This window comes from Acidisoma sp. L85, assembly GCF_009765865.1.
GTDB lineage: Bacteria > Pseudomonadota > Alphaproteobacteria > Acetobacterales > Acetobacteraceae > Acidisoma.
The window spans coordinates 195,232-215,128 of sequence record NZ_LMUQ01000073.1 but is presented as its reverse complement, the minus strand read 5'-3'; the positions used below and the strand labels follow the sequence as shown (position 1 = coordinate 215,128).

Genomic DNA, 19,897 nt, shown 5'->3' with positions numbered 1-19,897 from the left:
CCCTTGGATATCGGGTCCATCGCCGAGCCGCTACGCATGACGATTGGCGTGCCAGGCTTTGTTGCGGGCGGCGGTGAAATCGCCGCGCTGATGCGGGCGCGGGATTGGTCGACGAGCCCGCTCGGGCCGCTCGAAACTTGGCCGCAGAGCCTGAAGACCGTCATCCGCTTGGCGCTCTCCTCTCAGCACCCGATGTTCATCTGGTGGGGACCTCGTCTCGTCCAGTTCTATAACGACGCCTATCGCCAGACGATGGGGCCGGAGAAGCATCCGGCTGCGCTCGGCGGCAGCGGCCATGAGTGGTGGCCGGAATCTTGGGCCATTTTTGGTCCGCAGATCGACGGCGTTATGAATGGCGGGCCCAGCACCTGGCACGAGGATCAACAGATCCCCGTCCGGCGGCACGGGGCCCACGGTCCGTCCTTCTGGACCTACAGCTTTTCCGCGATCGATGACGAAGCCGTGCCGAATGGCGTGGGTGGCGTGCTCGCCGTTTGCCGCGACGTCACCGAGGAGCATCTGCTGCGGGAGACGCTGGCGGCCGAGCGGGAGGATGAGCATCGTCGTCGCCTCATTCTCGAGAGCGCCATCGATTTCGCGATCGTCGCCACGGATCAGGAAGGACAGGTCACCGACTGGAATACCGGTGCGGAGCGCATTTTCGGATGGTCGGCGGAGGAAATGAAGGGCGCGCCGGCCGATCGCTTTTTCACCCCGGAAGATCGGGCGATTGACCGGCTGGGTACCGAAATGCACCGCGCGCTGACAGTCGGGCGCGCCAGCGATGAACGCTGGCACCTCAAGAAGGATCAGTCGCGGTTCTGGGCGAGCGGCGAGCTCATGCCGCTGAAGAACGACGCCGGCGTGCATCTCGGCTTCATCAAAATCCTTCGGGACCTCACCGAGGACCGGCGCGTCGCGGAGAGGCATCGGGCGGATGCGGAATTCACCCGCAGCATCCTTGCCGCGTCCAATGATTGCATCAGCGTGCTCGACCTCGACGCCCGGCTCATCTTCATGAGCGATGGCGGCAGGCGTGTCATGGAGGTGAATGATTTCGGCAGCATTCATGGCTGTCCTTGGCCTGGCTTCTGGAAGGACACGGGCAACGAACAGGCGCTGGCCGCGGTGGAAGCCGCGCGACGAGGCTGCACGGGCCATTTTCAAAGCCAGGGCGACACGATGGCCGGAACGCCACGGTGGTGGGACGTGCAGGTCACCGCGATGCTCGATGCGGATGGGAAGCCGGAGAAGCTGCTCGCCGTTTCACGGGACATCACGGAGAACCGGCGCGCTGAGGAAGCTTTGCGCGAGGCGCAGGGTCTCAACGCGCTCATCCTTTCCTCGAGCCGCGATTGCATCGTGGTGCTCGACCTCGAGGGCCATACGCAATTCGTCAACGCCGGCGGCATCGAGAGCATGGAGATCGCCGATGTCGATGCCATTCTCGGACTGTCCTGGCTTCGTGTCTGGAAGGATGACGACCACGTAGCCGCCTGCGCCGCCGTGGCGGAAGCGCGTGCCGGCGGCACCGGTCGCTTCAGGGGTTTCTGCGCAACTCATAAAGGCACGCCGAAGTGGTGGGATGTCGTCGTCTCACCGCTGTTCGACGCCGACGGGCGGCCGGAGCGCCTGGTCACCGTCGGCCGCGATATTACCGAGAGCAGGCAGGCGGAGATCCGGCAAGTCGCCTTGCTGGAATTGGGCGACCGGTTGCGCGAGACGGCGGAGCCTGCAGCGATGGCGTTCGCGGCGGCCGAGATTCTGGGGCGCACGCTCGACATCAACCGCGCGGGGTACGGAGCGATCGATGCTGCCTGGGAGACGGTAACGATCGAGCGGGACTGGACGGCGCCTGGGATCGCCAGCATCGCCGGCATGCACCGCTTTCGTGACTTCGGTTCCTATATCGACGACCTGAAGCGGGGCGAAACCGTTGTCTTCCCGGATACGGAGCTTGATCGGCGCACCGCCGGAGGGGCTGGCGCTTTTGGGGCGATCGGTGTCCGCGCCGCTGTCAATGTGCCGATCTTCGAACGCGGTGTCTTTGTGGCCGTGTTTTATCTCGCCCATGGCGAGGCGCGCGCCTGGCTGCCTGAGGAGATCGATTTTCTTCGTAACCTCGCGGACCGTACCCGTGCCGCCATTGCCCGCAGGCGGGCGGAAATTGCGTTGCAGGAGATCAATGCGACGCTGGAGCGGCGTGTCGAGGATCGCACGCGCGAGCGTGACCAAGTGTGGCAGACGTCCCGGGACATGCTCTGCGTGGCGAATTTCGAGGGTTTCTTCCTCAGTCTGAATCCGGCCTGGACCGCAACGCTGGGTTGGACCGAAGATGAGATGAAGGCGGTGCCCTCCATCGACTTCGTGCATCCCGCCGACCGTCCCGCAACATTGAAGGCAGCAGCGGGGCTGAAAGTCGGAGAGGCGCAGCTCAGCTTCGAAAATCGCTACCGGCACAGGGACGGCAGCTACCGCAATTTTTCATGGAACGCGGTGCCGCGCGACGGGCTCGTCTATGCGAGCGTTCGCGATATCACCTCGAACAAGGAGCAGGCCGAAACACGGCGGCTGCTGGAAGAGCAGCTGCGTCAGAGTCAGAAAATGGAGGCGGTCGGCCAGCTTACAGGCGGTCTCGCGCATGACTTCAACAATCTGCTGACCGGCATCTCGGGTAGTCTGGAGCTTTTGCAGACGCGTGTCGCGCAAGGGCGCCTCGGCGAGGTCGATCGCTATGTTGCGGCGGCCCAGGGCGCGGCCAGCCGCGCCGCCGCCCTGACCCACCGGCTATTGGCTTTCTCCCGCCGCCAGACGCTCGATCCAAAGCCCACCCAGGCTAACCGGCTGGTGGCCGAGATGGAGGAACTGATCCGGCGCACGATGGGGCCGCAAATCAGTGTCGAGACAGTGTTGGCAGGTGAACTATGGCCGACGCTGTGCGATCCGAATCAGTTGGAGAACGCGCTCCTCAATCTTTGTATCAATGCGCGGGATGCGATGCCGGATGGGGGGCGACTGACGATCGAGACCGCCAATATTTCGCTGGTCGAGGCGGAAGCGCGGCAGCGCGACATGATTGCGGGGGAATATGTGGTGATCCGCGTCAGTGACAGCGGGATCGGGATGCCGCCTGACGTGGTGGCGAGAGCCTTCGACCCGTTCTTCACAACCAAGCCGCTTGGTCAGGGCACCGGGCTTGGCCTGTCGATGATCTACGGCTTCGCCAAGCAGTCCGGTGGTCAGGTGAGGATCACATCCGAAATAGGCGAAGGCGCGACAGTCGGGATTTATCTGCCTCGGCACCATGGCGAGGTCCAGGAGGACGCGGTGCCTCTCCACTTCGCTTCGCCGCCAAGGGCGGAGGCAGGCGAGACCGTGCTGGTCGTGGATGACGAACCGACGGTGCGGATGCTCGTCGCGGAAGTGCTTGAGGAGCTAGGCTATGGAGCGATCGAAGCGGCGGATGGCGCATCAGGCTTGGCGGTGTTGCAGTCGGACGCGCGGGTCGACCTGCTCATCACCGATGTCGGGTTGCCGGGTGGAATGAATGGCCGGCAGTTGGCCGACGCGGCACGCATCAGTCGCGCTGAGCTGAAGGTCTTGTTCATTACGGGCTATGCGGAGAACGCTATCGTCGGCAACAGCCAGTTGGAGCCGGGCATGCAGGTGATGATCAAGCCTTTCGGCATGGACATGCTGGCAACGCGGATCAAGGCGATCATCAATGCGAATTCGTGAAGGCTGAGCAAGGCATGTTCGAGGACTGTGCGTGGCTGAACGAGCCCCGGAACTGGAGCCTGGAGGATGGCGCCCTGCGCGTCATCACAGAGTCCGAGACGGATTTTTGGCGCGAGACGCACTATGGCTTCACGCGGGATAGCGGCCATTTCTTCGGCCGGTTGGTGAGCGGCGATTTCACCGCGCAGATCAAGGTTCAGGCGAGATACGAGGAACTCTATGATCAGGCGGGTCTCATGCTGCGCATCGATGAGACGCAATGGCTCAAGGCTGGGATCGAGATCTCCGACGGGGCGGCGATGCTCAGCAGCGTGCTGACCGATGGGAAGTCCGACTGGTCGATTGGTGCTTACGGCGGCGATGCGGCAAGCTTCTGGATCCGCGCGACGGTGGCGCAGGGTGTGTTGAGGTTGCAGGTATCGGCGGATGGCGAAACTTGGCCGCTATTTCGGCTGGCGCCATTTCCGAAGGCCGCGCGTTATCTCGTCGGGCCAATGTGCTGCACGCCTGAACGATCGGGGCTAGAGGTCGCGTTTTCGGATTTTCGCGTGAGCGCACCTCTCGGGAAGGATCTGCACGATCTGAGTTAGGTGTCCGCCAGGTTGTCCCGCAGCGTCCGTCCGGAATAGGCCGTGCGGAAGCGGCCGCGGCGCTGCAGCTCCGGGACCAGAAGATCAACAATGGCGATGAGGTCTTTCGGCATCGAGACGGTGTGGCCAAGCATAAAGCCACCACGGCTGCCGGTCGCCTCGAAGGCTTCCTCCAGATGATCGGCCATCTGCGCGGCGCTGCCCGCGACCGTCTTGTCATAGCTGGTCGCGGCACGGAGGCCGTGCTCGAAGAAGGTGTCGCGGGTGACTTCCGCGGTCTCGCCGAGTTGCATTTGCAGCTCGTGGACGAAGCCGATCGGCGAGGCGTTGGCGGCAATGATCTGCTGCTGGATCTCCTGCAGAGAGAAGCGCTCGGGCAAAGTCGAGAAGTCGTAACCGCTATTGTAGGAGAGATAGGCGCCGACTGCTTCAGGCGGGATGGCGGTCAGCAGACGATCGCGCTGCGTCTTTGCCTCGCGCTCCGTCTCCGCCACGACGATCGGCGTTTGCCACAGAATTCCGACGCCCTTGGATGCACGGCCTAGATCGGTCAGAGCGCTATCGAGGGCATGGCGGTGTTTGACCTGCTGCGCGAGCGTCGTGTCGGGGCCGAAAACAAGGTCGGCGACATAGGCGGAAGCGCGGATGCCGCGCGGCGAGCCGCCGGCTTGGATGAGAACCGGGCGGCCCTGCGGCGATGGCGGCGTGTTGAGCGGTCCCTCGACCTTGAAGAATCTGCCGACATGTTTCACGTTATGGACCTTGCCGGGGTCCGTTACGCGGCCGGTTTCGCGGTCCCACCGCATAGCGTCGGGTTCTGTGCTGTCCCAAAGGGCGCGGCAGACGTCGGTGAATTCCTCCATGCGCTCGTAGCGCGTGTTGTGCTCCATCAGCTCGTTGAAGCCGAAGTTGGCGGCGTCGGATTTGCGGGTGGAGGTGACGAGGTTCATCGCGATCCGCCCGTTCGTGATGTGATCGAGCGAGTTCATTAGCCGTGCGGTGTAGTATGGATGCATGAAGGTCGAGGAATAGGTCAGGCCGAAACCGATATGCTTGGTTACGCGGGACATGGCGACGGTCAGCGGATTGAGGTCCTGGCGCGGCCAGCTCACACCCCACTCGATCGCCGCGTCACGCGAGCCGCGCCAGGTATCCGGGACCCCGGTGCCATCTCCGGAAAACAGCAGGTCGAGGCAGCCACGTTCGGCGATCCGCGCCATTTCCTCGAACATCGCCACATCAGGGAAAGTGCGGCCGGGCCAGGAGCCGGGCATGCGCCATCGGCCGCCCATATGCGTATAGGAAAAGTCGAAACCTAGATGGATGCGCGGCTTTGGCACGGCGTTAGACGACCTGGAAACCATGCGCGAAAGGATCGCGCGGATCGACGAAGATCGTGTTGTAGCCATGCATGCGCGCCCATCCGGCGATGCTGGGGCGGATGCCCTTTACATTGCCGACGGAGGCGTCGCTTTCGACGCGGCCGTCGAACAGGCTGCCGATTATGCTTTCGTGGATGAAGTCATCGCCGACACTCAGCTTTCCCTTGGCTGCGAGCTGCGCCATGCGGGCCGAGGTTCCGGTGCCGCAAGGCGAGCGGTCGATCGCCTTGTCGCCATAGAAGACTGCGTTGCGGCCATGCGCGCGCTTGTCGCGCGGCGCGCCGGTCCATTGGACGTGGCTGATACCGCGGATCGTCAAATCCTCCGGATGCTCGGCGTTTGTCGCGGCGTTGACGAGCGTGCGGACGATTGGGCTGTAGTGCTGGACCTCGGCGGCGGAAAGGCTCTCCAATCCGCCGAAATTCTTTTGCGTGTCGATGATGGCGTAGAAATTGCCGCCATAGGCGACATCGACCGCGAGCTCGCCGAGACCCGGCACATCAATGAGGACCGCTTCCGCCGCGAGGTAGGATGGCACGTTGTGGATGCGCACGCTGTCGATGAAGCGTCCATGGCGGCGATATTCAGCCATAACCGGCCCAGCAGGAGCGTCGAGCATCAGCCGCCCCTCCTCCCGCGCTGTCGCCAGGCCGTTTTCCAGCGCCATCGTGACGGTGCCGATCATGCCGTGGCCGCACATCGGCAGGCAGCCGGAGACCTCGATGAAGAGAATACCGATGTCGCAGTCATCGCGCGTCGGCGGATAAAGGATGGAACCGCTCATCACGTCGTGGCCGCGTGGCTCGAACATGAGGGCACGGCGGATCCAGTCGTGATGCGTGATGAAGTCCTGCCGCTTCTCGCTCATTGTGGCGCCACGCAGCAGCGGGCCGCCGCCAGCGACCAGCCGAACGGGATTGCCGCAGGTATGTCCGTCAATGCAATGGAAGGTGTGGAGCGTCTCGGCCGGTGTCATCAGGTGATCGCCATAAGCGTCGCGTTGCCGCCCGCTGCAGCCGTGTTGGTACTGGTCGAGACTTCCTCGAGCAGCCAATCCAGGCAGTATCCCGTTTCGCCGACGGGCAGGTTCTGTACGGTGAGGATCGCGCCTGGGCGAGCGGCTACTTCAGCGTTCAGGTTCATCAGCGCGTCTCCGTCACCCTCAAACAATACACCACCGATGTCAGGAACGGACAGCCAGTCAGCGGCGACAACAACGTGGCGCGCAAGGTCCGGTGGCAAGCCTGTAAGCGCGGCGAGTGAGGGATGCCGGCGATCGACGAGAGCGGTATTTCCCGTGGCGAGGATCGCGCCAAGCTGGTCCAAGAGTCCTGCCTCCGTCTGTGACACCGCGGCGATGCAGCCTCTGGGATGAAGTTGATAGACGTTGCGCTCACCTGCCGGGCCCGGCAAGTCGGTCGACACGTTGAGCGGCGAGCGGTCGAGATAAGCCTTGCAGCGCTTGGCCGCCTCGTCGCGTCCTGTTTTTCGCAGCCACTCGGCGAAACTGTCTCCTGCCGCGCAGCCTAGGCCCCTTGTCATATGGCCAGGGCCTGGTGTCGTCATAAGTCGCCGCAAATACAGCGGACCGCCTGCCTTCGGTCCGGTGCCGGACAGACCCCCACCCCCGAAAGGCTGGGAGCCGACGACAGCGCCTATTATGTTGCGGTTGACATAGACATTGCCCGCCCGGACGCGCGCTGTGACTCGCGCGACTGTTTCGTCGATCCGGGTGTGCAGGCCGAAGGTCAGGCCATAGCCGGTCGCATTGACCTCGTCGATCAGCGCATCGAGCTTCTCGCGGTCGAAACGCAAGACATGCAGAATCGGGCCGAAGACTTCGCGCTCAACATCGGCGATGGCGCTTATCTCGATCAGTGTGGGGGCGACGAAGGTGCCGTGACGGGTTTCGTCGGGCAGCGGCAAGGCCTCAACCTTGTGGCCCCGCTCGCGCATTGTCTGGATATGGGCGTGGAGCGCGGCCTGGGCCTCTGCGCTGATGACGGGGCCGATATCGACGTCCAGGCTGTCGGGCCGGCCGATCGTTAGCTCCCGCATCGCGCCACGCAGCATGGCCAGGGTGCGGTCAGCGGTGTCGTCCTGGAGGCACAGGATGCGGAGAGCGGAGCAGCGCTGGCCGGCTGAATCGAAGGCCGAAGCGAGCACGTCGGCGACCACCTGCTCGGCCAGGGCGGAGCTATCGACGACGAGGGCGTTCTGGCCGCCGGTTTCCGCGATCAGCGGGATGGGAGTACCGTCGGTCGAAAGGCGGCCGGCGAGTTGCTTCTGGATTGCTCGCGCGACCGAGGTGGACCCGGTGAAGACCACGCCCTGTACTCGCGCATCGGCCACCAGGGCGGCACCGGTGGCACCAACGCCGGGAATGAGTTGCAGCACGTCCGGGGGAATGCCGGATTCATGAAAAATCCGCACCGCTTCAGTGGCGACGAGTGGCGTCTCCTCGGCGGGCTTGGCGAGTACTGGATTGCCCGCGGCGAGCGCTGCCGCCACCTGGCCAGTGAAGATGGCAAGCGGGAAATTCCACGGGCTGATGCAGGCCACGGGGCCGAGTGGCCGTCCCGAAACACCGGACTGACGGGCCGCCTCAACCCCGTAGTAGCGAAGGAAATCGGCAGCTTCCCGCACCTCTCCGATTGCATTTGGGAGCGTCTTGCCGGCCTCGCGGACCAGAAGTCCCAACAGCTCCGGGCGCCGCGCTTCCAGTTCGTCGGCGGCTCGGGCGAGGATCGCGGCTCGCTCGGCCGCCGCCGTTCCCGCCCAGGCAGATGCGGCCGCGGCGGCTCGTGAGAGCGCGCTCTCGAGCTCCGCGCCAGACGAATCCCATGCGGTGCCGACTTCATCGCGCCTATCCGCCGGATTGAGGATCGGCCTAGCGATGCCTTGCGGTAGAACACTCGGCGCTTGCGTGCGCCATGCGATGTTCCGGCTGTCAATCAACACAGTGGCTAGCAAGGCGAGAGTCTGTTCGTTGGACAGATCCAGCCCTGCGGAGTTTGCGCGATCCGGCCGGAAAAGGTCGCTCGGGAGAGCGATTGCCGGATGCGGCGTGTAGTTCGCGTGTTGGGCGCGCACGGTCGTTACGGGATCGGCGATGAGGTCGTCGATTGCGACTGCGGAATCTGCGATGCGATTGACGAAGGAGGAATTAGCGCCGTTTTCCAGCAACCGGCGCACGAGGTAGGCGAGCAAGGTCTCATGTGTGCCGACCGGGGCGTAGATGCGACAGGGGCGGCCGAGCTTGGCGGCCCCGACAACTTCCTCGTACAGCGGCTCGCCCATGCCGTGGAGGCATTGGAACTCGTATTGACCGGGCGAGAACGGCTCGCTTGCCATCGCGATGATCGCGGCGAGGGTCTGCGCGTTATGGGTGGCGAATTGGGGGAAGATGGCGTCCGGGGCATCGAGCAGCTTACGGGCGCAAGCAAGATATGAGACGTCCGTGTAGACCTTGCGGGTGAAGACCGGGAATCCATCCTGACCATCAACCTGAGCGCGCTTGATCTCGCTGTCCCAGTAAGCACCTTTCACAAGTCTTAGCATGATACGATGGCCCGTTCGCCGTGCGAGATCGATGACCCAGTCCAGCACGAAGAAGGCACGCTTCTGGTAAGCCTGCACGACGAAGCCGATGCCGCCCCAGCCGGCGAGTGCGGGCTCTTGGCATAGCGCCTCCAGCAAATCGAGCGACAGTTCGAGACGATCAGCTTCCTCGGCGTCGATGTTCAAGCCAATGTCGTAGCCGCGCGCCATCCGAGCCAGATGCAGGAGGCGCGGCAAGAGTTCGCGAATGACGCGATCCTGCTGGGCTCGGCTGTAGCGCGGATGCAGCGCCGAGAGCTTGATCGAAATTCCAGCGCCCTCAAGAATGCCGCGCCGCTTTGACGCCTTACCGATCGCGTGGATCGCCGCCTCGTATTCCGTGAGATAGCGTGCTGCGTCCTCTGCCGTCGCCGCCGCCTCGCCGAGCATGTCGTAGGAGTAGCGGAATCCCTTGGCTTCCATCCGGCGGCCGCGGGTGACCGCCTCGTCGATCGTCTGGCCGAGAACGAACTGCTCGCCCATCATGCGCATGGCCATATCGACGCCCCGCCGGATGAGTGGCTCACCACCCTTGCCGATCAGCCGGGTGAGCGCGGCGGACAGCGTCGTCTCGCTGTTGGTGGCGGTCAGGCGGCCGGTGACGACGAGACCCCAGGTGGCGGCATTCACGAACAAGGACGGGCTGCGGCCAAGATGAGCGCGCCAATCGCCGGGTGCGATCTTGTCGCGGATCAGAGCGTCCCGCGTGCCGACATCCGGGATCCGCAGCAGCGCCTCCGCCAGGCACATCAGCGCGACACCCTCCTGGCTCGACAGAGCGTATTCGTGAATGAGGCCATCCACGCCCCCGCTGCGCTTCTTCCGCCGCAAGGCTTCGACGAGTTGGCGGGCCAGTGCCTCAGCCTTCTGGGCGGCGGAGGGCGATAGGGTGGCTGCCGCGACCAGGGTTGGAAGGCAGTCGGGTTCAGATCTGCGATAGGCGGCGGTGATTGTGGATCGGAGCAGGGTCTGGGTCTGCACGCCTGCGGCGAAGGCGGCGAAAAGCTCGGCAGGGCCGGAGTCGGAAAGTGGGGAAATGGCAGGCTCGGAAATGGCCATTGCGGGGTTGCTTCAGGCGCCGGGGTTTGGCGCGATGTCGTAGGGCTGCTTGAGTTCGATCTCCACGAAGGCGATCGGGTAGTCCGAGCCGTTCATCACGTCATGCTTGATGCCGGCGACGCGCGTGTAGGACTGCCCCTGGGCCAGCGGCACCGCTGTCACCTTCGCTCCGTCGTGAACCAGCAGCGTTCCCGCCACCAGCATGACGACGACATAGGGCCAGCCGTGCTCGTGCCATCCGGTCGCGGATCCGGGTGCGAAGTCCCAGCGCGTGATCCGAACGGCATCGTCATCCTGTTGGACCGTGGGCCGTGCCGGAATCTCGCAGCGGAACGTCATCATGTCCTCCTTGCCAGGAAAATGACGTCTCATGACACCAAAGCCGCGCCTCGTGGCAAGCCAGCTTCGATCGATAATGCCCAACCCAGCCCCAGCCGGAGGTCACGATGTCACCCTCGGCCTAGAGCTCATCAGCGCTGCGGATTTCAAGTGAATTTCGAGTTAGGCGTGCTGTCGTGATGCGGCATCCTCTGCATCCAGCGCGGCCCAGATGCATCGAACGTGGTTCTTAAGGATCAGCGCCTCGTTCCAGCGATCTGACAGCTCGTATCCGTCCGGTCCGGTCATTGCGTATTCGTGTGGTCCGAGTTCGCAGAGAAAGTTCAGCGCGCCGTATTCGAGACGGCGTTCGCTGTGCCCGCGCCAGTGACGGAATCCCTTCTCCCACCACGCCAGGAACAGGTCGAGCCATTTGGCGTATTGCGGGAAGCCGAAAGGCACCTGGATCTGCTGGCGAGAGGCGACGCGCCCCTGGAACGAGCCGGCGCGGGCCAGGAGCCGCGCGATATGCGACTGGGTGCGTTCATCCGGCGGAGAGTCGAATTCGCGGCCCACCACGTAATGCGAGAGATCAGCCGAGATCACCAACTCCGGCACGGCGTCGAGCAGTTGCAGCATCGCGAACATGTCGTTGGTGATGCTGTTGCGATGCGTCTCGAAGTGCAGGGCGACGCCGGCGTTCTCGGCCATCTCCATCCAGCGGCGCGCCACCGGCACGGTCGCTTCGACACCAAGCGGCATCACCTGGCCGATGAGGTTGACGTGGCGCGCGTCCATCCGGCGAGCGAGATCAAGCACCGGCGCGAGGCCGCCCATGGTTTTAACGAACGCCGTGATGAGGCAGGCGAGCCCGTATCGCTCGAAAAGCGGCTCCAGGGCTGCGACCTGCTCGATGGGAGTCACGCCGAGGTCGATGCACATGCCGTCGAAGCCGGCCTCGGCCACCATGGCAAAGCTTTCCTCGACTGGCCGCTCGGGGACGCCCGGGCGGCGCTGCTCCATGGCCCAGAGGGATTGGAAGACCTCCAGCCGATGGGCGCTCACGCCACCGCTTCCATGCGGTCCCCGTCCCGCAGCAGCGTCGCCACGATTTCGACCTGGGCGCCGATATATCCCGCGCCGGGCAGCACTTCGCCGAGACGGGTCTGGATCTCATGGTTGAGCGCCGGCAAAGCGAAGAAGGGAATGCCAGGGAAGGTGTGGTGAGCGGTGTGGTAGGACATGTTCCAGACCAGCCATCGCACCAGGGGCGGACCGCGCAGGGTGCGGGTGTTGCGGAGCGTGTCCTGCTCATGGGTGAGGCAAGTGTGCTCGCCGGTGTTCTGCAGGTTGTGGACCCATTTGAACAGCATCATGGGCGCGAGCCAGAAGGTCAAAGCGGCCCAGTTCTGAAGACCCAGGGAAATCAGCAGGATTGCCGCGTAGCCGAGAAGGTGCCACCGCGCCTCGGCGATGACCTCATCCCGCTGGGCCGGTGACAGATAGGTCGCGTAGCTGGGCAGAAGTCCTCTAGCGATCCGGATGGTGCTGCGGGCGCGTCCATACCAGTAGGTGAAGCCCATGAGGTAGAGCGCATAGGACATTGGCGTGTACGCCCCACGGGCCTGTAGCTCGGGGTCGCGTTCCGGATCCTGGGTGTGGCGGTGATGGGCGAAATGGAAGTAGCGGTCCCAGCGCGCGGGATAGATCGAGAGGAAGCCAATGGCGGCGCCCACGCCGTCATTCAGCCAACGGGAGCGGAAGGCCGTGCGGTGGCTCATCTCATGCTGGCCCGCGTAGATACAGTTCAACAAGATGCCGAGCGCCGCGAAGGGCAAGACGACCCAAGCGCTGGAGGCCAGGATGACTACCAGGGCGATGGTCGCCGCGATGGCCGCGATTTGGCTGCCAAGTTGCAGCAGCCCGCGCAGATCGGACCGCGCGCTGAGCGACTTCAGTACGGTGGAAGGCACCACCCTCGCCCCTCGCGCCGAGACCCAATCCTGCATCGCTTCAACTCCAAGCAGCCCTAGCAGGCCGATTTATAGGATGGGGCGAGGCGGCGATGGTTGCGAAAGGCGCAAACTGAACTTCAGCCGGCCTGATCCGGCGCGAAATCCGTCGAAGTGCCCGCTTCGTCGGCAAAACCCGCGATCAGCATCGCTTTGAACGACTCCACCACCAATCCATGCGATGCCCCGCGCCGGGTCAGGGCATGGAAGACATTGGTGAGGAATAGCCGGTCTGGGATAAGCGCCTTCATCCGGCCTTGGTTGACCCAGGGCTCGGCATAGGCTGGCGGGAGGAAGCCGAGGAACTCGCCGCTCAGGAGCAGGATGGCGCGGGCATCGATGCTGCCGGCATGAGCGGAGAAATTGAGATGTTCGCGCCAGATCGGCCAGTGGGGTCCGGTCGCTCCGGCCGAGACTTCCACCGATCTGTATTGGCCGATGACCTCCGGCGTCAGACTTTGCGGATCGGCCAAAAAGAGCGGATGGCCCGCACCGGCGAAGAGATACAAAGTCTCGGTGAAGAGCGGCACCAGATCGAGCGCGGGGACCAGCCTGGGCAGGACCGAAACGCCGATCGCGGCCCGCCCTTCGAGGACGGCCTGCTCGACGTCACTGGCTGGGGCGGAGGCGAGCTGGATGAAGACCTCCGGATGGTCGCACGCGAATTTGCCCATGACGCGGACGAGCGGGCTATCGCTATAGGTGACGATATTGTCGGTCACATGGAGGGTCAGGGTGCCCGTCAAACGGCCGCGGGCCCGATTGACGCGATCGCGAAATCTATCGAAGTCGACCAGCAGGCGCTCGATCGCCTCGCGGACCTGAACTCCCTCGCTGGTGAGAGAGAAACCGCCCCGCCCGCGCTGGCAGAGCGTTACCCCGAGCCGGCTCTCCAGCGCCGAAATATCGGCGCTGATCGCCGATTTGCTCTTGCCCAGAGTCACCTCGGCAGCCGTAAATCCGCCTTTCTCCGCGACGGTATGGAAGACGCGAAGCAGCCGCAGATCGGTTTCGGCCAGTTGTGCCTGGAAAAACTTCGCCATGAACGGAAGGTAATATCCTGTTCTGACACCCACCGGACTCCGAAATGATGAGCTTTCGCAGAATCCGTGAGCTGTGCAATATCAGGACTATTGGCTTGAACCGATGGGATTTTCGCCTTCCTCGCCTTGTCCGATCGGCTGACTTGGTGCCCGGCCTGGCTCCGACGATGTTCCGCGGACGAAAGACGTGGCGCGGATGGGCTGGTGGATAGGCTCCCGTGAGTCTGCGGTCAGCGGCCGTGGCCTAAGATGCGTTACACTTGACCAGATCGGCGGTATTTGATGCGCATGTCTTCATACTACGTCGCGACAACTTGCATCTTGTCCGCGGCTTTTGTTCTGCCCAACCTCGTCGGCCGGCACAGCGTTCTGAACGTATTGCCGACGGCTGTGTCGAGCGCGTTTGGCGCGTCATCCCACAAACACTCGCGTCTCACCGGAGTTCTCGCAGTGAGCGCGGACCGTTTCCTGAGTTCCCTCGGGGTTAATACCCATGTCGATCAAGGCTATGACCCTAACTCCTATGTCGAACCCTTGAAATTTACTGGGATCCGCCAGGTCCGGGACGGGTCGCGCCACATCGACAGCGATGTGATGATCCATCAGAAGACCGGCGCGCACTTCACCATTAGCGATGGGGGGGAGCTGCATCTCGACAACCTCCTGAACGACGGAAGAACACTCGCGAAAGCGAACGCGCTTCTCGCGCTGGAGGGACCGAACGAGGTCAACAATTTTCCAATTCTCTACAACGGCCAGCGCGGCGGCGGACAGGGCAAGAGTTGGATTCCGGTGGCGTTGTACCAGAAGGACCTGTATGCCGCCGTGAAGAGTGATCTGGTTCTCAAGCGCTATGCGGTCTTCAGCCCCTCCGAAACCGGGGCGGAAACCGACAATGTCGGTTTGCAGTTCCTGACAATCCCCGTAGGCGCGGAGGCGATCTTTCCCGACAAAGCCCGCTTCGCCGACTATGTGAATCCGCACAACTATGTCAGCGGAAACGGCAACCAATATGGCGACAACCAAGCCTGGAACGCCGCCGATCCCACGCTCAACGGCCGTTGGGACGGGCTCTATGGAAATAACGGACTTACCTGGGCCCACCACTACAAAGGCTACAGCGACCAGCAATTGCCGCATGTGGCGCGCGTCACGACGGAAACGGGTTGGGATACGGCTGTCAACGCGGGTGGCGAGCACACCCAGGGCACCGTTCTGACGAATACCTATCTCGCGCAGTTCAAGCGTGGTTGGCAATATACTTTTATCTATGAGATGCGGGACGATGAGGGTGGCGCAGGCAATCAAGGCCTGTATCACAAGAGCGCTCCGAAGCTTGCCGCCACTTATATCCATAACCTGACGACGATCCTCGCCGATAGCGGGCAGCTCGCCCATCCGAGGCGCCTTACCTACTCAATTTCAAATCAACCGGAGACTGTTCACGACTTGCTTCTGCAGAAAAGCAGCGGAACCTTTGAACTGATCGTTTGGGACGAGCGCGTGAAGGGCAGCGACAATGTCACTGTCGCGCTAGGGGGAAAGCATCAGACCGTCAAAGTCTATGATGTGACGACCGGAACCGAACCTGTGCAGGTTTTGAAGAACGTCCGCTCCGTTTCTCTCGGCCTGAGCGATCACGCCATGATCATCGAGGTCGCGCGATAGCCGGCGCCTCGGCCTGCACGTACTTACGATGTGACCTTGACGTACTTACGATGTGACCTTGCGCCGGTCATTTGGCCGATAAGGCGAGTGACGCAGCAGGTGATCGGCGCGTCGTATCGCGGCAGCGATACGCAGAACCGGCGCGACGAGGGCCAGGCTGGCGAAAGGTAGATAGAGGGCGATATGCCATGCGCTGCCATGCAGAGGGCTATTGAGAAAATCGATGGCGAAGGCGTAGAGGATGTAATTCATCCCCAACACGCGCACCAACCACCATACGCCGGGTCCCATGGCCTTCCGGAGCCCGCCGAGCGATAGCAGCGCAATGGCATAGGCGCAGATCACGCCGATACCGAATAGAATGAAGGTAGAGCGCCCCGGCGCCTCCCCGATCAGGCAGAGCCATGTAACGAGGCTCAGATGCACCGTCAGAACGGAGATGAAAGCCAGGCCAAGCTCCCGGCCGTATCGCTTCAGTGGCAGGAAAGCCGGGCCGAACAGCGCGACCATGGAGCTGCCGGCGTAGGCAGGCAGGAAAAACATGAAACCCAGCCGTGCCGTGGCGGCCAGAGCGGCGGAAATTCCCTCCAGGCCCGTGCCAAAGGTCACGAGCATAGCCCCAGCGAGGCAGATCGCGGCCGAGAAGGCACCTGCCATCCAAAGAGAGGTTTTCGGCTGAGATTGCATCCGTTGACTTCCCTCTTAGGTGGGTCGCCTAGCCAGCCATGTTAAAAAGGCACAAGAGCCGCTTTTTTCGTTGCAGTCATTGGATACTTAATGAGGGAAGGACTTAGCGCTCATCATTTTAGGTCTGTCCCTTCGGGCGATCCTCGCCTCGCCTCGCTTCGCGCAACCGCGATCGGCGATGGGCGGGCATCGACCTCAGCCTGGGCCGCTTAACGATTTTTGATCCGAGGCGCCAGCCGTCATAGTCTTCGGGGCCCAACTGATGGGCAGTGAGGTGGGGCGCGCCCTGCCCTTCTCGTCGACGGAGAAATCGCTTGAACCCATCATCCGCCTCGCTCGATTCGGACCCGCATGCGGAGATCCGCGTCGAGGTGGCGCGCCTCTGCTCGCAATTCCCCGGCAGCTATTGGCGCGCCTTGGATCGAGACTCAGCCTATCCGGCGGAATTCGTTCGTGCTCTCGCTGAAGGCGGATGGCTCGCGGCGCTGATCCCGGAAGAGCATGGCGGCTCAGGGCTGACGCTGTCCGCGGCCGCCGCGATCCTCGAAGAGGTGCAACGCGCGGGATGCAATGGAGCCGCCTGTCACGCGCAGATGTATATCATGGGCACTTTGCTGCGGTATGGCAGCGAGACCCAGAAGGCGTTCTACCTGCCCAAAATCGCCAGCGGCGAGCTGCGTTTGCAGGCTTTCGGCGTGACTGAACCGACCTCAGGCTCAGACACCACCGCGCTCAAGACCACCGCAAAGCGCGACGGCGACGAATATGTCATCAACGGCCAGAAGATCTGGACCTCCCGCGCCGAACATTCCGATCTCATGCTACTGCTCGCACGGACCACGCCCCGCGAGGTGATTAAGAAGCGGACCGACGGGTTGTCGGTTTTCCTGCTCGACATGCGCGCCTTGAAGGAGAATGGCCTGACTATCCGGCCGATCCGCACGATGATGAACCACGCGACGACGGAAGTGTTTTTCGACAATGTTCGTATCCCGGCCAGCGCTTTGGTCGGCGAGGAGGGTCGCGGGTTTCGCTACATTCTGTCGGGCATGAATGCCGAGCGGATCCTGATCGCCGCGGAGTGTATCGGCGACGCCAAGTGGTTCATCGAGAAGACCACCGCCTACGCCAATGAGCGTGTCGTTTTCGGCCGGCCGATCGGCCAGAACCAGGGCGTGCAGTTTCCAATTGCGAAAGCCTATGCCCGGATGCGGGGGGCGGAACTCATGGTGCAGCGGGCGGCGGCGCTGTTCGAAGCTGGGCTGAATTGCGCCGCTGAAGCCAATATGGCGAAGCTGCTCGCCGCTGAGGCTTCCTGGGACGCGGCGGAAGCCTGCGTGCAAACCCATGGCGGCTTCGGCTTCGCCGAGGAATACGATGTCGAGCGCAAGTTCCGCGAGACCCGGCTGTATCAGGTGGCACCGATCTCGACCAACCTCATACTGAGCTATCTTTCGGAACATGTGCTCGGTCTACCGCGCTCATATTGACGGCGGATTTGCGTTCTATTGGAATGAGCGGAGGCGGAGCGACTGGCATGAATATCACCGAGCAGCTGGCTGCCTTCACCTCCGGACTTCAGCCGGGCGACCTCTCGGCTGAGCTGGCGGAGCGTGCCCGTTTCCTGCTCCTCGACCTGGTCGGCAACGCAGTTCGCGCGCGTCATGATTCCGAGAGCACGCCTTCCCTCCTGGCTGCCGTGCGAGCGATGGGGCTGGGCTTGGGTGAGGCGCGGGTTTTTGCTGATCCCGTAGGCTATGCGCCGGCGGGAGCGGTGCTGGTGAACGGAACGCTCGCCCATTCGCTCGACTTCGACGACACCCATGCGGCGGCCATTCTCCATCCCGGCGCGACGGTCATTCCGGCGGCCTTGGCAGCGGCGGAAATCAGCGGCGCTTCCGGTGCAGAACTTCTGGCGGCAATTGTGGCCGGGTACGAGGTGGCGCTGCGTCTGGCGCTCGCGCTGCCCGCAGGGGCGCATTACGATCGCGGCTTTCACCCCTCGGCGACGTGCGGCGCCTTCGGTGCTGCTGCCGCGGCTGCGCGCGCATTTCGGATGGATGCCGCCGCGACCGAGCATGCACTTGGCATTGTGCTTAGCCAGAGTGCGGGGAGCCTGCAATTTCTCGCCAATGGCGCCTGGACGAAGCGCTTCCAGGTCGGTTGGGCGAGCATGGCGGGCTTTGCGGCGGCAACCTTGGCTCGCGAGGGGTTTAAGGGAGCGGCGCAACCGATCGAGGGCAAGCACGGGTTCCTGCGATCCTACGCCCCAGCACCCGAGCCGGAGCGCGTGCTGCAGAATATCGGCGTGGAATGGGAACTGATGCGGACGGGGGTGAAGCCCTACCCGTCCTGCCGCTGGGGTCATGCCGGCATTGACGCGGCGATCGCCCTTCGCGCGGAACTTGGATTAACCGCCGAGACCATTGATGCGGTCACCCTCGGCATCTCCCGTGCCGGAATTCTGCTCATCGGTGAGCCAGTACAGAAAAAGCTGAACCCCGCGAATATCGTCGATGCCCAATTCAGCGGCCCCTTCGTTGTCGCGGTGGCGTTGCTGAACGGGAAGATGGAGTGGGATAGCTATCGGCAGCTAGGCGATCCCTCCGTCCGCACTCTGATGCAGCGGGTGAGTTGCGAGAATGATCCGGACATGGAAGCCGAGTTTCCCGTCAATATGTCGGGAAAACTGACCGTGAAGTCCGGAGACCAGGTTTTCGTTCGCAGCGTGATCGTGCCGAAAGGAGAACCCACGAACTTCCTGACCGAAATCGAGTTACGTGGAAAATTCTCCGGTCTCGTCGATAATGTGCTCGGCGTGGAAGCATCGGAGCGTTTGGCCGAAGCGGTTCTGGGAATTCATCGGCTCAACCACGGCGCTTCTATGATGCGGCATGGTGGAGTCGTTTTATAGTCGTGCGCGGCGGTTCACTCGGAAACCAACTCGGCCTCCGCCGTCATGCAGACGACGCCGTCTTCGTTCAACGTTCGCAGTTGGAAGCCGCCTTTCAGAGGCCATCCCTCTAGCGTCAACCGCTTGTCGGCAAATGCAGGCCGGCGTCCACGGAAGGAGAACCGGCCAAGGCGCTGACCCTCGGGCGTATGACGCCGCAGAAGATCCGCCATCCAGATCGCCTGCATTGGTCCGTGAACGACGAGGGCCGGATAGCCCTCTACGCCGGTCGCATAGGGGTGGTCGTAATGAATCCGATGGCCATTGCCGGTCAATGCCGACATGCGAAACAGGGTAACGGAATCAGGCCTCACTTCGCGACGCCAGGCGTCGGTAGGAGCTGGCGGCGCGGAAGCGTCCGCGCGCGCTGGAAGAGGAACCGCAGCGCGAAAGACGAGGTCCTGCTCCTCGATCGTGGCATCGCCCGCGTCGCCGCCGATGCGGTGCTCGACGGTTATCACAACCAAGCGCCCTGCCCCGCCCTCCGTCTCTTTCACCTCGCGGATAATGGAGCGGCGGGTGACTGCCTCACCCGGCCTAAGCCGCCGGAGAAACTGCAGCCGCCCGCCGGCAAACATCCGGCTGTCTAGCCCCTCTATCGCGGGCAGAAAGCCGCCTCGCCGCGGATGACCGTCATCTCCGATCGAAGCTGGCCGCACCCAGTCCTGGAACAGGCCCCAGTGCCACAGCGGCGGCAAACCCTCATCCAGACGCGCTTCGTCCGGAGAGAGATCGAGGAGGGCCGCGAAGCCGCGCAAGGTGACGGGGCCGACCACATCATGCCGCTCCTCGGACCGGCCGACGGCTTGCGAAAGAGATGCTGATGCGGCTTGGTCGTTTTTCATGG

14 protein-coding genes are annotated in these 19,897 nt (G+C 63.2%); 5 read left to right on the top strand and 9 right to left on the bottom strand.

Features of this window, described 5'->3' with window-relative positions; genetic code table 11:
• Positions 1-3 precede the first annotated feature (3 nt).
• Positions 4-3,738: a PAS domain-containing protein gene (locus GSQ83_RS24565; RefSeq protein WP_216850556.1), complete on the top strand. Its 3,735-nt coding sequence runs from the start codon at positions 4-6 to the stop codon at positions 3,736-3,738.
• Positions 3,735-4,328, top strand: a complete 594-nt coding sequence (locus GSQ83_RS24560) for a DUF1349 domain-containing protein (RefSeq protein WP_254065885.1) — start codon at positions 3,735-3,737, stop codon at positions 4,326-4,328. The genes GSQ83_RS24565 and GSQ83_RS24560 overlap by 4 nt, the downstream gene beginning before the upstream one ends.
• Here the strand turns inward: GSQ83_RS24560 and GSQ83_RS24555 are convergent.
• From GSQ83_RS24555 to GSQ83_RS24525, 7 genes are all read right to left on the bottom strand, one after another.
• On the bottom strand, positions 4,325-5,668 hold the full coding sequence (locus GSQ83_RS24555; RefSeq protein ID WP_216850555.1) for an NtaA/DmoA family FMN-dependent monooxygenase: 1,344 nt from the start codon (positions 5,666-5,668) through the stop codon (positions 4,325-4,327). The two genes, GSQ83_RS24560 and GSQ83_RS24555, sit on opposite strands and share 4 nt — an antisense overlap.
• Positions 5,669-5,672: 4 nt before the next feature.
• A complete protein-coding gene (locus tag GSQ83_RS24550) occupies positions 5,673-6,686 on the bottom strand; it encodes a 4-hydroxyproline epimerase (RefSeq protein ID WP_158805489.1) in 1,014 nt (337 codons plus the stop codon).
• Positions 6,686-10,369, bottom strand: coding sequence for a trifunctional transcriptional regulator/proline dehydrogenase/L-glutamate gamma-semialdehyde dehydrogenase (gene putA, locus GSQ83_RS24545; protein ID WP_158805488.1), 3,684 nt, complete (start codon positions 10,367-10,369; stop codon positions 6,686-6,688). The genes GSQ83_RS24550 and putA overlap by 1 nt, the downstream gene beginning before the upstream one ends.
• 12 nt (positions 10,370-10,381) lie before the next feature.
• The gene (locus tag GSQ83_RS24540) at positions 10,382-10,711 is read right to left on the bottom strand and encodes a cupin domain-containing protein (RefSeq protein WP_254065884.1); all 330 of its coding nucleotides are present in this window, start codon (positions 10,709-10,711) and stop codon (positions 10,382-10,384) included.
• Positions 10,712-10,870: 159 nt separating this feature from the next.
• Complete coding sequence (locus tag GSQ83_RS24535) at positions 10,871-11,656, bottom strand: sugar phosphate isomerase/epimerase (protein ID WP_216850554.1); 786 nt, start codon at positions 11,654-11,656, stop codon at positions 10,871-10,873.
• A gap of 92 nt (positions 11,657-11,748) precedes the next feature.
• The gene (locus GSQ83_RS24530) at positions 11,749-12,696 is read right to left on the bottom strand and encodes a fatty acid desaturase (RefSeq protein ID WP_158805487.1); all 948 of its coding nucleotides are present in this window, start codon (positions 12,694-12,696) and stop codon (positions 11,749-11,751) included.
• Positions 12,697-12,779: 83 nt separating this feature from the next.
• Positions 12,780-13,775, bottom strand: a complete 996-nt coding sequence (locus tag GSQ83_RS24525) for a LysR family transcriptional regulator (RefSeq protein ID WP_254065883.1) — start codon at positions 13,773-13,775, stop codon at positions 12,780-12,782.
• Positions 13,776-14,192: 417 nt separating this feature from the next.
• On the opposite strand from GSQ83_RS24525, the gene GSQ83_RS24520 reads away from it, so the two are divergent.
• The gene (locus tag GSQ83_RS24520) at positions 14,193-15,410 is read left to right on the top strand and encodes a glycosyl hydrolase (protein WP_158805486.1); all 1,218 of its coding nucleotides are present in this window, start codon (positions 14,193-14,195) and stop codon (positions 15,408-15,410) included.
• Positions 15,411-15,455: 45 nt separating this feature from the next.
• Here GSQ83_RS24520 and GSQ83_RS24515 read toward each other — a convergent pair whose 3' ends face one another.
• Entirely contained in the window at positions 15,456-16,097 is a 642-nt protein-coding gene (locus GSQ83_RS24515) for a hypothetical protein (RefSeq protein WP_158805485.1), read from the bottom strand.
• A 314-nt stretch (positions 16,098-16,411) separates the two neighbouring features.
• Here GSQ83_RS24515 and GSQ83_RS24510 point away from each other — a divergent pair, with 314 nt between their 5' ends.
• Both GSQ83_RS24510 and GSQ83_RS24505 read left to right on the top strand, forming a co-directional pair.
• A complete protein-coding gene (locus tag GSQ83_RS24510; RefSeq protein WP_158805484.1) occupies positions 16,412-17,587 on the top strand; it encodes an acyl-CoA dehydrogenase family protein in 1,176 nt (391 codons plus the stop codon).
• 47 nt (positions 17,588-17,634) lie between these two features.
• A complete protein-coding gene (locus GSQ83_RS24505; RefSeq protein WP_158805483.1) occupies positions 17,635-19,011 on the top strand; it encodes an MmgE/PrpD family protein in 1,377 nt (458 codons plus the stop codon).
• A 14-nt stretch (positions 19,012-19,025) separates the two neighbouring features.
• Here the strand turns inward: GSQ83_RS24505 and GSQ83_RS24500 are convergent, their stop codons facing one another.
• Entirely contained in the window at positions 19,026-19,895 is an 870-nt protein-coding gene (locus tag GSQ83_RS24500) for a MaoC family dehydratase N-terminal domain-containing protein (protein WP_158805482.1), read from the bottom strand.
• Positions 19,896-19,897 lie beyond the last annotated feature (2 nt).